The following is a 13,188-nucleotide window of genomic DNA, read 5'->3' as shown; positions in this document are numbered from 1 at the left end:
AAGAAAGGCCCTGCCGATCAAAGCAGAGCCTCACTATTCATCAAGAGAGACGTCATTTAAGACGCACTATAAAATGGGTATAAAGATCATAACTTCAAAATCACTTATTTTACTGATATCATCGGGCTAACATCTCTACCGTGCTTAGTAACTTCTTAAGGCTTTCAACGGTATCCAGCTTATCTAATTTTTTATAACTGTTGATCAGGTTACGAATACAACGAGCCAGAATTTCTGTTTCGTCGGCTGTTTCAAAATGTGTGCTCTGAGGTTCAACACCATTTTGCTTTAAAAAGTAATAGCACTGGTTATAGTTTACCAATTTTCCGTGATCAAAAGGGTCAATCATCACCTCTTCAACCTCCCCCTTGTATTTTAACATAAAATGGATAGGCATATTGACCCCATAAAACGGCAGGTTTAGCCTGCGTCCCAGGAATAACACAATTAATGCCAATGAAATTGGCAGCCCTTCTCGGCGATCAATTACACGATGTAAAAATGAATTCTCGGGATTGTAATAGTCCGTGGTACTGCCAGTAAATCCAAGATCCGTAAAAACATAATCGAGTACAGCATGCATCTTTTGACTGTCATCAAGAGAGTACCGAACTTCATCCCCTATCATCTGCGCAAAACGATCCAACTTTTGTTTATATTCCCTTTCGCGCAATGTTGGGTTTTCAAATCGAGATAAAATAAAAACTGCATCTTCAAGCTGTTTTAAATTATTTACTCCCCCTTCAATAATATCCAAAAAATCTTCTTCGACACTGCTGTAAGTAATCCACTGGATGATTTCACGAATGAGCGCACGTTCCTCTTCCCCTTCCACTTCACTTTTATGTTGATCTAAAAGCGGTACAGCTTGCTCTCCAAGCTCGAAAAGTCTGTTTTTAACTTCCGTGTGAATATAAGGGTCCGGGTCATCCAACAGATAAACCAGAGATTCTATTTCTGATTTTGAAGACATTGTATCACGAGTTCAAAAGTTCATCGGTTCTATGCTTGCACTTTTTAACAGCTTTAAGCTATAAATCGTGCGGAAAAATATAGCCAAATTTTCATAGATTATTCCAACTGAATGAGGATTTAAAAATTGCTCATTCAAAGCGTATATTTGAGGGCAGTATTTGCATACATTTTATCCCATTTAAAACAAATATTGGCCTACATTAATATTGTTATCGGCTCATTTTAAAATCTATTAAGTTTTATGTCTTTTTCTATCACCTCCGAAACCAATCGGCTGCAAAGCGTGGTTGTGCATACCCCCGGGAACGAAGTATCCCTGGTTAACCCCGAACTTAAAGATGAACTGCTATTCGACGATATCATCTTTGAAGAAGATGCCCGAAAGGAACACCAGGATATGCTCAAAATCTTTGACGTGGCAATGCCTGAAGATGGAGAGATACATCAAATTACGGATCTTTTCCTGGAATGCTTTCAAAATGAAGATGCCCGCAGCTACTGCATTAAAAGCATGATAAAAGAATTAAAGCACGAAAACCTTCATACCATTGAGCAAGACCTCCTGCAGTTACCCCCTAAGGACCTCTTGCAGTTTATAGTTGAAGGTACTACCCCATCCATTCCGGGCTTTACGATGCATCCCACCCCCAACATGCTGTTTACCCGAGATCTTGCCGTGGTGGTCAATGAGAGTATTCTCCTATCACGTCCCGCTAAACAAGCACGATTCCGTGAATCTATTCTTACCGAAACAATGGTACGGTTCCACCCTATGTTTGAACAGTTTCGAGGTAAAACGATAAAAATATCAGATCAAGAATCTATTGAAGGGGGCGATGTATTGGTGGCCTCAGATAAGGTAGTACTTATCGGCATGAGTGAGCGTACCTCATTCAGTGGGCTAATGACCGCCACCGAAGGGCTGCTAAAGCAGGGGGTAGAACATGTATTGGCCGTTGACATCCCCAAGAAGCGCTCTTCTATGCACCTTGACACCATATTCACTTTCGCCAGCGACAATGAATGTGTCGCTTTCCCCCCGGCGATCAATGAACGAAAAAACAATATTGTAGCGTTACACTCCCAAAATGGGGCTGTTACCGCTCAGTCGATGCCTTCTCTTAAAATTGCATTAGAAGAACTTATAGGGCATGATTTTACGTTCATAAAATGCGGTGGCGAACAAAGAACAAATCAATTTCGTGAACAATGGACCGACGGTGCTAACGTTTTCTCACTGGCTCCCGGCATCATTGTAGGTTACGAACGAAACACGAATACATTTCATGAGTTGCAAAAGCACGGCTATGAACTGATGAATCAATATGAATTTATAGAAGCGTTTGAAAACACCTCATTTGACCCCAGTGAACATAAAATTGCAATCAGCTTTTTAGGTCATGAGCTCTGCCGGGGACGCGGCGGCGCCCGATGCATGACTATGCCTATTGCAAGAGCAAAATAAATTACCTTTACCTTTGGATAACAAAACTTCAAGCGACACACAAAACTTCACAATCAACCAAGTTAACAATCAGCATTCTATTGGCAAACAAGCCCGTAGAGATTTAGATCCCAAAACCATTGCTAAACATCTGGGACTCTTTCTGGTTACCGTTGTTACGGTATCTTTGGCTGGCGCCGGTTTTGTGGGATTTGAACCGAGCCTCTTCCCTCTGGGACTGCCAAATCTCTCGGATTTCTACCGGGGAGCCTTATTTGCCGGCCTTTTACTTGGTTTTTTGGGAGTACATGAGTTTGGCCACTATTTTGCAGCCCTTTATCACAACATCAAAGTAACACTCCCCTATTTTATACCCGTCCCCCTGGGTATTGGAACCATAGGAGCTGTTATCCGCATCAAACAAAAAATCAATGACACCTATAAAATGTTTGATGTCGGGGCTGCAGGTCCTTTGGCTGGTTTTGTGGTGTCGCTAGTCATTTTACTCTACGGCTTTTCTACACTGCCCGATGCCTCATATATCGAAAATTTCCAGGGCCACCAAGAAGTGAAAGAGTATGTTGCCCAACATGGTGTTTATCCCGATAGCCCACCCCAAGAAACGGATGGCCAACTACTGATGGTAGGCAATACTCTGCTTTATGGATTTCTGGCATCTTTCTTTGAAAATGTACCTCCTATGTGGGAGATGTATCATTATCCCTTTTTATTTGCAGGATGGCTGGGACTCTTCTTCACAGCTCTGAATCTGACACCTATAGGACAGCTCGATGGCGGGCATATCCTCTATTCTCTTTTAGGATATGAAACCCATAAAAAAGTAGCTCGTATCTTCTTTGGCATCCTCATTACCCTGGCCGGCATAGAGGCCATCCCCTTTATCCACTTATCACTGGGCGAATTTGATAACAGCTATGGGGTTTTAAGCTGGATCATCTGGGCGGGGGTTCTGTATACCCTGTTACGAAAAGCATTTCATGAAGAACTGGATTGGATCTTACCCGTACTGGGTACCAGCATGGCCCTTTCAGCCGGATATCTCTATTTATATGTGGGAGACATTGCCACCTCAGGCTCATTAATCTGGGTAGTCTGGTCGTTCTTTATCGCCTATCTCGTGGGTGTTGAACATCCCCCGGCGCTACGAGAACGAGAACTCACAACCACCCGAAAATTATTGGGATGGGTAAGTATGGCCATTTTTATACTCTGTATTAGCCCCAATCCCTTATATTTAATCTAGCAATCTTTTGCTTATCTTTAACAATCAGATTTAACCAGCATAACTTTATAAACAATACCACTTCATGCGTTACGTTTTCCTGTTAGTACTTTGCACCCTATTTATTTCGTGTTCCAACAGCACCCCCGAAAATTTGGGCGAACACATCGACCAGCTCATTGCCGAAGATAATTATACGCAAGCTATAAAGGTGCTCAACGATGCAGATCCAACCAAAGAAGACAACCTGGATCGCCTTAAAGAAAAAACATATTTGAACTACGGGTTATATCTTGAATACAGAGGACCCGAAGACAGCTCAATGCGCGACCGCATGACATCAGCACTTGAGCAGTACATTAAGGTGCTTAACTTGAATCCTCAAAACCAAAAGGCTCGTAGCGAGGTCAAGCAGATTATGGGAATATATAGCACTATGCCCGACAAATCACCCGGAAAAGAGATCGTCAGTGATCTCCGTGAGCTTGGGTTTGACTACTAGCAGCCAACGGATAAACACATTCCGGTAGCACAATTTTCTGATTTCCAATACTTTTAATCTTTTCGACAATGTCCAATTCACCGCCAACAATAAAAAACAGGAAAGCTCGTCACGAGTATCATATCGATGAGACCTATGAAGCGGGCATATCCCTTAAAGGAACAGAAGTTAAATCTCTTCGGGAGGGGAATGCCAGCCTAGGCGAAGCTTTTGCCTACCTTAAAGATGGAGAGGTATGGCTGCACGATATGTATATCAAACCATACAAACATGCTTCATACGAAAATCACAATGAACGTCGTGACCGCAAGCTACTGCTGCACAAGCGCGAAATACGAGATATGGATAAGGCGGTCTCCAAAAAGGGATATACCCTGGTACCCCTTAAGCTGTATTTTAAAAAAGGGTACGCCAAGGTACTAATCGGCATTGGTAAGGGTAAAAAGCAGCATGACAAACGAGAAGACATTAAAGAACGCGACATGAAGCGCGAACTGGATCGCAAATACAAAGGGTCGTACAAAGTAAATATGTAATACCACCTCATGTTTGGCTTTAAAAAATGGCGGCGGAAGAGATTGATGAAAAAACCACTCCCGGACGAGTGGAAGCAAATTCTTCATCAGCAAGTCCCTTATGTTCAACATCTGCCACCAGAGCTGGAGCAAAAGCTTAACGGCCTTATCAATATCTTTGTTAAAGAGAAGAGCTTTGAAGGCTGTGCCGGCCTGGAAATAACAGATGAAATTCGTATTACCGTAGCAGCGCAAGCCTGTATTCTATTACTGGGCATTGAAGACCTTTCCTCATTTTACGAGGGATTAAGATCGGTTCTTATCTACCCGGAAACTTATGTTGCACGGGTCAAAAGTAATCGCAACAGTTTTTTTGTAGAAGAGGGATACCAGCGTCGCCACGGCGAAGCTTGGTCGCGCGGCCATGTAGTGCTGGCTTGGAATGAAGTCCAAAATGGAGCTTCCGATATCCATGACGGCCGCAACCTGGTATTTCACGAATTTGCCCACCAGCTGGATTACGACTATGGAGCAACGAATGAGATAGAATCTACCGGCGACGAATCTACCTTTTTGTCGTGGGGCTGGGTAGTAGGTAAGGAGTACAATAAATTACTAGAGGCTATCAGGAAAAACCAGCATACTCTTATTGATGAATATGGTGCCACGAACCTTGCAGAATTTTTTGCTGTCGTGACCGAATCCTTTTTTGAACAACCGCGGGCACTAAAGAAAAAGCACCCGGAGCTATATCGGCAATTACAACAGTTCTACCAGCAAGATCCGGCCACCTATCTTAACTCCTAGTTTCCAAACCTGATGGCCCTTCAAATAACAAAAGGCCACCCTCTACGGGCGGCCTTCTGATATTAAAAAAGAGAGGACAGTCTGTAAGCCGAATTCTGTCTCCTAACTTACGTTAGGTGGCAATCATTTATCTGGCCCCGAATTACTTCGGGGCTCGAGCACTCCACCCGACCGTATTGCGACGAGTAGCACAACGGTCTGCGTGAGCTTGCACCCCGTGAGGTTTACCGAGCCCTCCGAATGTTACCACCGGAGCGGTGAGCTCTTACCTCACCTTTTCACCTTTTCCCTGCACAAAGCGGGGTAGTCTATTTTCTGTGGCACTGGCTAACCGGTTACCCGGATCTTCCCGTTAGGAAGCACGGTACTCGTTGGTGTTCGGACTTTCCTCCCCGCACATAATTATGTGCGGGGCGATTGCCCGACCATCCTCATAATATGCAACTCTTTTACAAGAGTCGTTATTATATTCTTAAAACAAAAAAGATGTACCACATCATTCTAGATGCGTACATCTTCCATATAAAACAGTATCTAATCAGCTATTTACAGCGACAGTTGCTCTTTAGCATTCTCAAAGAAAGAGGGATGCACTACAATACGCCCACTATTTTCGTCGATAATAATCTTGTTCTTATGACGAACTTCGACTTGGGTTTGAGGAGGTAACGCCATTCCAAGTGCAGCACCTTTTTCCATAGGTACAACAGCCAGGCCGTTTGACAACCCATTTCGAAGGCGGTTATAGCTTCGGAGATAGCGATCGTCGATATTTTTCTCGACCTCAGCACGTTTCTCTTCGAGCATATCCTCTTCTTTCTGAGTATCCTTTTTAACCTCTTTGAGGTTGGCTTGCTTCTCGTCGTGCAGCTTCTGAGTTTTTTCGAGCTGTTCCTGATACTTTTCAATTTCAGGATCAATCTCATCTAACCGTTTATCGATCTCCTCTCGGCGTGATTCTGCATTTTCTATAATCTGCTTTTGAGACTCAATCTCTTTGGTCAGCGCATCGTATTCGCGATTATTACGCACCGACATCTGCTGCTCCTCATATTTGTCCATCTTATTTTGAGCGTCTTTAATCTCAAGCTCAAGGTTGTCTTTCTCAACCTTCAAGTCTGTCTTCTCATTTTCAAGCCGCTCAATTTTGGCTTCGAACCGATTGATGTCCGTCTCAATATCAAGGATCTCTTCCGGCAGATCTCCGCGCAGCTGCTTTAGCTCGTCGATTCTGCTGTCGATATATTGGAGATTAGCTAATTGTTGAAGTACTTCTTCCATAGATTAGGGTATCGTCGTTTATTCCTGCGGATTTTATTTATTTCCAGGTATAAAAACCTGCATTGGGTTGGTAACTACTTCTGTTTCAAGAACGTCCAGCTGTTCAAATGCCTCAGACAGTTCCTGCTGAAGCGCCGCTACCATAGGCACTTCGCTTTCGTAATGGCCTACATCGACCAGTAAAAAATCTTCGGTATCGGTAAAATAATCGTGGTATTTAATATCTGCTGTTACAAAGGCCTGCGCGCCCTGTCCAATTGCTTTGCGTGCCAGTGATACACCCGCTCCGCCACAAACTGCTACTTTTTTAATGCGGTCAACAGAGCCTGAAAAACGGATAGCTTCTACATCTAATGCTTCAGAAACGGTGTCCAAAAACTGTTGCTGGGTCAATCCCTTGTCGCGATAAAAGCCAACTACGCCCATACCTACATTGTTAGAAGCACTGGCAACATCCATCACCTGGAAGCTACCGCTGCGCAACAAGCCATTTTTCTGAAGTTCCTTCTTTAGGTCCGAAACATTATGTTCATCCATAATGGCTTCATAGGTAAACTGCCCTTCTTTTTTCCCTTCTACCTTATAATAGTGTGCTTCTTCAGCCGAATAGTAGTTCAAGAGCTTTAGTACCGATTCGCTGTCAGAATGGTTCGTAGTCAATACAATTTTACGGCTGATATTGTAGCTGTTATCCAAAAACTTCATGTTTTCGAGACCCAATCTTTTGCCAAGTACAAAAGAAACCCCATCGAGGGCAGCGTCGAGATTGGTATGGGCTGCAATAAGCGCAATATCGCTTTTAATCAGCTTAAATATAATCTTCCCCTGCTCATTGGTAGGATTGATACGGTCAATACCGTTAAAAATAAGGGGATGGTGAGCTATGATAAGATCGCAACCCTTTTGAATTGCCTCGTCCACAACATCTAAGGTTACATCAAGACAGGTAAGTGCTCGCGAAATTTCTTGGTTGGGATCGCCAACAAGCAATCCGACGTTGTCGTAATCGAGCTTGGTGCTGGGCGGTGCCCACTGGTGTAAGAAAGTGGAAATATGCCGGACCTGAATATTCATTCTGGCTATCGCCCTCCGTGCTTTGGTGTTGTGGTTAAATCGCACCTGAGGCGATGAGCAATTATATCAGAGTCGAAATAAAAAATACTCAGTGTGAGAGTGATCAATGTATGTTCGAGTCTTTGTTTTCAGACTTACAAAATACCATTTTAATACCTTTCTTAAAAGCTTATTTTCAACAATATACCGACTACTTTTTAATCGAATCATTCGAGCACAAAACATTCATTTATTATAACAATGGATGCAGAAGATCTTTTTAAAAACTAAAAACAAAATACAGCTGCATGTCCGAAGATATTTGCCAAAACCTATCTACGCTAAACAACCGCATTACCGAAGCTTGTAAGCAAGCTGGGCGCGACCCCAAGGAAATCACCCTTGTAGCAGTCAGCAAAATGAAACCGCTGGAAAACATTAAAGAAGCTTTTGGTTGCGGCCAGATCCACTTTGGAGAAAACCGTGCGAAGGAGCTACAAGATAAGATGGAAGCCTACGAAGAAGAACAAATTCAGTGGCATATGGTAGGAAACCTGCAAACAAACAAAATAAAATATATGGTTGAGCGGGTTAACTGGATTCATTCGATCGAAAAATCAAAGTATTTGAGAGAAATCGAAAAACGAGCTTCTCGCATCAACCGAACGATTAATACGCTTATCCAGATTAATATCAGCGGGGAAGATCAAAAAAGTGGCTGTGAAGAAGACGATCTCGAAGAAATACTAACCTATGCCCAGGGGCTGGATCATGTGCGCGTATGCGGCTTAATGGGTATGGCCTCTTTTGTTGATCCCGAAGAGGTAGAAAAAGTACGTCCACAATTCCAGAAATTACGCCAAATTAGAGATAACCACCGCAAGTTTGAAGCTGACAATGTGCAACTTGATGAATTATCAATGGGCATGACTAACGATATGGAAGTTGCTATCGAAGAAGGAGCAACGATGGTACGTGTAGGACGCGCTATTTTCGGAGAACGTAACTACTAGTGCAAATTATCGTTAAAAGTACTTTCAATCTCTTTGAGATTTAGTACATTACATAATGATAACTTAAAAGACTTCTATTATGGCAGCTTGGATCTGGGTTCTTATACCACTCGTAGCAATTATTGGCGGCTTCATCATCGAATATCAAAAAAATAAAATGTCAATGATGAACCGGAGTCGTCAAAATGAAGAAGAAGTGGAAGATCTGCGAAAGCTCGTTAATGCTCTCAAAGGCCGAATCGAGAACTTAGAAGCTATTGCGGCCGGCGAACCCGAAGAGTTTTCAACCGGATCAGGACGTGGAATGGAAGAGATTGAAATTGAAGAAGAACCATCCATCAAAGAGCAGAATCAACAAGAAGTCTCAAATATGGCTGATAAACGGAGGACCAAATAATGGAAGGTGAAGTTTTTGTCATTATTCTTGTGGCGATAGGGTGTACAACCGGCATCATTAAGTCGTGGCTAAATCGGAAAAACAACAATAGCGAGCTGGAACACCAGTTTGACCGGTTGGCCAAAGCTTTTGTACAACACAAAAAAGATATGGAGCAAAGAGTAGAAAACCTTGAAGCCATTATTACTGAAGAAGACGGCGAAGAGGAACACTATTCCCAGATTGAAGCTCCTGAGGCTGAAGAAAGCACATTGACCAACGATCTTCGCCAAGGAGAAAAAACAAGGTCCTAGCTCCATACTACAACATCAACCCAAGCAGAATGTCGTATGGAAGATATTAATGTCACTGCACAAAGGAGGATGAAGTTATGGATACCTTAGTAGCACTAATTTTAATAGGATTCGGTACTTTCCTGGGTGGCCTAATTATGTGGAAGCTGTTTGACATGGTTCGGTCATCGATAAATAAAAATAAAAAAACTTCCATTGACGCTGAAGATTTCGACCGCCTGGCAAGAGCTTTTGTACAGCATAAGAAGAAGATGGAACAACGAATGAATAATATTGAACGAGCTATTGCTGAGAAGAAAGATAGCAGTGAATCTTACATAGAACTGGAAGCACCGCCTGAACCAGAGAATGAATTATCAAACGATCTTAATGAAAAAGAAAAAATACGATCATGAGTTTTGAAGAGATGGTAGTTGCCTTGGTAGGTTCCCTGGGGGCTTTTGCCCTTGTTGGCTACCTGGCATCAAAAACATTTGGATTAATAAAAGCCTGGATCAATAGAAAAAACAGCTCTGTTGAAGAAGAACAGTTTAACAGGTTGGCTAAAGCATTTATGGAACACAAAAAGAATACCGAAAAGCGTCTGCAAAATTTAGAAACGATTGCTACAGATGAACAATCAGAACAATCGTCATCTTCTGAAGACACTAAAAAGATTGAAGCACCTAAAAAAAGCATTGAAATAGAAGATCGAGAAACAACCAAGGAACAATCCGGTTCCAATGATGATAGTAATTTAAAGAATATGCTACACGAGTAGCACGTTACATTACACAAATTTATCTGATTATTTAGGGCCCAAGCTATGAAACTGACTGCACTTGAAATCAAGCAACAGGAATTTGAGAAATCGCTGCGCGGTTACGACAAAGCCGAAGTTCAGGCGTTCTTGAATCTCATGTCCAACGAATGGGAACATATGGTTACCAAAAACCGGGAGTTGGAAAACCGTATTGATGAGCTTGAAGATAAACTCAAGCACTATGAACGTGTCGAAGAAGCACTGCACGAGACCTTGCAAACGGCCAAAGAGTCGGCAGAACAGAAGTTGACAGGCGCACGTAAAGATGCACGCAATAAAATTGAAAAGGCTGAAATGGAAGCCGAATCCATTATTCGAGAGGCTACGCAGCAGCGCCAACAAGTGCGGCAGAGTATCATCCGTTTACTTGATCGCCGAAAAGAAATAATCGGTGGCATCCGCTCATACCTGGAGATGGCCCAAGAATCGCTGGAACAGTTTTCCAAAGATGAAGCAGCACTTTTTGACCTGCCTGCCGATGAAGATAAATTTTCTGATAAATTGAATGAAAAGGCCCAACGGCGGACCCAAAGTGTTGTCGAAAATGAAAACAACGATTTTGAAGAAGAGGCTCAACCCTTACCTCCCGGGGCCGAAGATATGGACGACATCATCGACGAGCTGGACTAGCAACTTATAAGCTCAGCTCATAGCCCAGCGATACACTGCCCCACAGGCTATCCTTTTCGTAAGCCGTACTATTTTCGGATACCGTTTTCTCTGCATCTTTTTTATCTTTCCGGATCAACTCTGATTGGCAACTCAAAATAACAGCTACCCTTTTATGCACCGAGAATCTGTAGAAGAATTTCGAAAAAAACGCGATGAAGCACTCACCTTTCTGCAAAAAGAAACAGACGAACGACCTGATTATTTGGTGATCCTCGGTACAGGACTTGGCGACTTGGCAGACGAAATTGACGTCGAAGACAGTATTTCCTATTCCGATATTCCTCATTTTCCCGTTTCAACGGTTGAAAGCCATGCCGGTCGCCTTCTTTTTGGCACCCTGAGTGGAAAAAATGTAGTTGCCATGCAGGGACGGTTTCACTACTACGAAGGCTATTCGATGCAAGAGATCGCGTTCCCGATTCGGGTTATAAAAGAGCTCAGTGCCAATACACTTATTGTGAGTAATGCCTGCGGCGGCATGAATCCAAACTTTGGCCGTGGAGAAATCATGCTTATTAATGATCATATTAACATGTTGGGCGACAATCCGCTTATTGGTCCCAACGACGATGAGCTTGGACCCCGCTTTCCTGACATGAGCGATCCATACACCGAACGACTACGCGACATTGCTGAGCAAGTAGCTCTGGATAAAGGAATTAAAATGCACGAAGGTGTTTACCTTGCCCTAAGCGGACCTACTCTTGAAACCAAAGCGGAGTATCGTTTTCTGCGCAACATTGGTGCCGATGTGGTAGGCATGAGCACTGTACCCGAAGTGATTGCTGCTGTTCATATGAGCATGGAAGTGTTAGGAATATCGGTAATAACAGATGAATGTTTCCCTGATGCCCTGGAACCTGTCAATATCGAAGAAGTATTAGAAGCGGCAGGTATTGCAGAACCACAAATGACCCAAGTTATTACAGGAGTGCTCAAACGCCTGTAACATAGAAAAGGGGCATAAGCAGTTATACCTATGCCCCTCACTTTTCTATTATTTTCTTTATTCCCAGATTGCCACTTCCCGGTTCCCTTCCGAGTCTGCAGCTCCGCGAAACATTCCTAGTGTATTCATGCCCATATACGTATTTCCATCTTTATCTACGGCGATCATTCCGGCCTCGCCTTTATTAAGCAGATCCTCGAGCAGGTAACTTCCTGCCTCTTCAAGACTCGCCGGTTTGTGCTTCATATAGGCACTAACCGTGTGGCCGGAAACAGCGCGCATTATTTTTTCGCCCCAGCCTGTCATAGATACTGCTACTACATCGCTGGCATAGGTACCACTACCAATAATGGGGACATCGCCAACCCGACCAAACTTTTTGTTTGTCATGCCGCCCGTAGAAGTCCCTGCAACAATCTGCCCCTCTTTATCTACAGCTACAGCCCCAACAGTTCCATACTTTTCTTTCAGCTCTTTGGGAGTCAGTTCCATTAACCCGGACTGTGCATCTTTCTGCTTTTCTCTTTTGAGTGCTCGCTTCCATGCCTTATGACGATGCTCTGTATAAAAATATTCCTGATTTACCCGTTCCAGTTCAAACTTATCAGCATATTTTTCGGCCCCGTCGCCGGCAAACATCACGTGCTTAGAGTTTTCCATTACCAACCTTGCCAATGAAATAGGATTTTTAACCGTTTTAACCCCGGTTATCGTCCCGGCCTCACGCGTGTTTCCAAGCATGATTGCCGCATCCAGCTCATGTCCACCGTCATGAGTAAAGACAGCTCCTTTTCCTGCATTGAACTTGGGATTATTTTCCAGGTAGTTTATCACATTCTCAACCGCATCCAAGGCAGAGCCCCCGCTTTTCAAAATATCTTCCCCAATAGCGAGTGCTTCACTTAAATCATTCTTATAGGCCTTTACTACCGAATCCGGCTTATCTTTAGAGATGGTACCAGCACCTCCATGAATAACCAGTGCCCAATCTTTCTTTTTTGTGTCTGTCGTCTTTTCCTGTTGATTACTGATGTAAACAGCTCCTGTGATAACCCCCAGCACAAGAACAGTGATTAATGCTTTACCGAATTTCATATCCCTTAAAGTTTAATTGTAATTATATCGTTACGCCTCAGCTATACTGCAGTAGTAGCGCTCTTTATCCGTCTAAAATTATAAGCACCGCCAATGCCATTTCAAAGCTCATCTTCATCCTGAAACATTATTTATTAATAATTAGTA

General features: G+C 43.1%; 17 protein-coding genes and 1 other RNA gene. 12 read left to right on the top strand and 6 right to left on the bottom strand.

Translation table 11 applies throughout. From position 1 onward, the window contains the following. Positions 1 to 118 precede the first annotated feature (118 nt). Positions 119 to 973, bottom strand: a complete 855-nt coding sequence (locus G3569_RS03075) for a transglutaminase-like domain-containing protein (RefSeq protein ID WP_165265960.1) — start codon at positions 971 to 973, stop codon at positions 119 to 121. A 243-nt stretch (positions 974 to 1,216) separates the two neighbouring features. On the opposite strand from G3569_RS03075, the gene G3569_RS03070 reads away from it, so the two are divergent. The 5 genes from G3569_RS03070 (at position 1,217) to G3569_RS03050 (ending at position 5,486) form a co-directional block, all read left to right on the top strand. Continuing rightward, on the top strand, positions 1,217 to 2,440 hold the full coding sequence (locus tag G3569_RS03070; RefSeq protein WP_165265958.1) for an arginine deiminase family protein: 1,224 nt from the start codon (positions 1,217 to 1,219) through the stop codon (positions 2,438 to 2,440). Positions 2,441 to 2,453: 13 nt separating this feature from the next. Beyond that, positions 2,454 to 3,683, top strand: a complete 1,230-nt coding sequence (locus G3569_RS03065) for a site-2 protease family protein (protein ID WP_205720002.1) — start codon at positions 2,454 to 2,456, stop codon at positions 3,681 to 3,683. Between the two features lie 64 nt (positions 3,684 to 3,747). After that, entirely contained in the window at positions 3,748 to 4,164 is a 417-nt protein-coding gene (locus G3569_RS03060; RefSeq protein ID WP_165265956.1) for a hypothetical protein, read from the top strand. A gap of 68 nt (positions 4,165 to 4,232) precedes the next feature. Then, positions 4,233 to 4,700: an SsrA-binding protein SmpB gene (gene smpB / locus G3569_RS03055; RefSeq protein WP_165265954.1), complete on the top strand. Its 468-nt coding sequence runs from the start codon at positions 4,233 to 4,235 to the stop codon at positions 4,698 to 4,700. A 9-nt stretch (positions 4,701 to 4,709) separates the two neighbouring features. After that, positions 4,710 to 5,486 carry a M90 family metallopeptidase gene (locus G3569_RS03050; RefSeq protein WP_165265952.1) on the top strand — a complete coding sequence of 259 codons (777 nt, stop codon included), beginning with the start codon at positions 4,710 to 4,712 and terminating at the stop codon, positions 5,484 to 5,486. Positions 5,487 to 5,554: 68 nt separating this feature from the next. Here the strand turns inward: G3569_RS03050 and rnpB are convergent. The 3 genes from rnpB to G3569_RS03035 all read right to left on the bottom strand — a co-directional run bounded on the left by rnpB (position 5,555) and on the right by G3569_RS03035 (position 7,841). Continuing rightward, an RNA gene (gene rnpB, locus G3569_RS03045) (RNase P RNA component class A) lies at positions 5,555 to 5,919 on the bottom strand. Between the two features lie 113 nt (positions 5,920 to 6,032). Further along, positions 6,033 to 6,767, bottom strand: a complete 735-nt coding sequence (locus G3569_RS03040; protein ID WP_165265950.1) for a zinc ribbon domain-containing protein — start codon at positions 6,765 to 6,767, stop codon at positions 6,033 to 6,035. 33 nt (positions 6,768 to 6,800) lie between these two features. Continuing rightward, positions 6,801 to 7,841, bottom strand: coding sequence for a Nif3-like dinuclear metal center hexameric protein (locus G3569_RS03035; RefSeq protein WP_165265948.1), 1,041 nt, complete (start codon positions 7,839 to 7,841; stop codon positions 6,801 to 6,803). A 287-nt stretch (positions 7,842 to 8,128) separates the two neighbouring features. On the opposite strand from G3569_RS03035, the gene G3569_RS03030 reads away from it, so the two are divergent. The 6 genes from G3569_RS03030 (at position 8,129) to G3569_RS03005 (ending at position 10,955) form a co-directional block, all read left to right on the top strand. Then, on the top strand, positions 8,129 to 8,833 hold the full coding sequence (locus G3569_RS03030) for a YggS family pyridoxal phosphate-dependent enzyme (protein ID WP_165265946.1): 705 nt from the start codon (positions 8,129 to 8,131) through the stop codon (positions 8,831 to 8,833). Between the two features lie 79 nt (positions 8,834 to 8,912). After that, on the top strand, positions 8,913 to 9,230 hold the full coding sequence (locus G3569_RS03025; protein WP_165265944.1) for a hypothetical protein: 318 nt from the start codon (positions 8,913 to 8,915) through the stop codon (positions 9,228 to 9,230). Then, the gene (locus G3569_RS03020; protein WP_165265942.1) at positions 9,230 to 9,523 is read left to right on the top strand and encodes a hypothetical protein; all 294 of its coding nucleotides are present in this window, start codon (positions 9,230 to 9,232) and stop codon (positions 9,521 to 9,523) included. Before G3569_RS03025 ends, G3569_RS03020 begins: the two co-directional genes overlap by 1 nt. 77 nt (positions 9,524 to 9,600) lie before the next feature. Further along, complete coding sequence (locus tag G3569_RS03015; protein ID WP_165265940.1) at positions 9,601 to 9,918, top strand: hypothetical protein; 318 nt, start codon at positions 9,601 to 9,603, stop codon at positions 9,916 to 9,918. Then, positions 9,915 to 10,283 carry a hypothetical protein gene (locus G3569_RS03010; protein ID WP_165265938.1) on the top strand — a complete coding sequence of 123 codons (369 nt, stop codon included), beginning with the start codon at positions 9,915 to 9,917 and terminating at the stop codon, positions 10,281 to 10,283. The genes G3569_RS03015 and G3569_RS03010 overlap by 4 nt, the downstream gene beginning before the upstream one ends. A gap of 45 nt (positions 10,284 to 10,328) precedes the next feature. Further along, the gene (locus G3569_RS03005; RefSeq protein WP_165265936.1) at positions 10,329 to 10,955 is read left to right on the top strand and encodes a DivIVA domain-containing protein; all 627 of its coding nucleotides are present in this window, start codon (positions 10,329 to 10,331) and stop codon (positions 10,953 to 10,955) included. A 4-nt stretch (positions 10,956 to 10,959) separates the two neighbouring features. On the opposite strand, the gene G3569_RS18705 is transcribed toward G3569_RS03005, so the two are convergent. Continuing rightward, complete coding sequence (locus G3569_RS18705) at positions 10,960 to 11,091, bottom strand: hypothetical protein (protein WP_276611285.1); 132 nt, start codon at positions 11,089 to 11,091, stop codon at positions 10,960 to 10,962. 18 nt (positions 11,092 to 11,109) lie between these two features. Between G3569_RS18705 and G3569_RS03000 the strand changes: the two genes are divergently transcribed. After that, the gene (locus tag G3569_RS03000) at positions 11,110 to 11,946 is read left to right on the top strand and encodes a purine-nucleoside phosphorylase (protein ID WP_165265934.1); all 837 of its coding nucleotides are present in this window, start codon (positions 11,110 to 11,112) and stop codon (positions 11,944 to 11,946) included. A gap of 57 nt (positions 11,947 to 12,003) precedes the next feature. Here G3569_RS03000 and G3569_RS02995 read toward each other — a convergent pair whose 3' ends face one another. Then, positions 12,004 to 13,041, bottom strand: a complete 1,038-nt coding sequence (locus tag G3569_RS02995; protein WP_165265932.1) for an isoaspartyl peptidase/L-asparaginase family protein — start codon at positions 13,039 to 13,041, stop codon at positions 12,004 to 12,006. Between the last annotated feature and the right edge of the window lie 147 nt (positions 13,042 to 13,188).

The sequence above is a fragment of the Fodinibius halophilus genome (assembly GCF_011059105.1).
GTDB lineage: Bacteria > Bacteroidota > Rhodothermia > Balneolales > Balneolaceae > Fodinibius > Fodinibius halophilus.
This window is presented reverse-complemented; position numbering and strand designations above follow the sequence as displayed.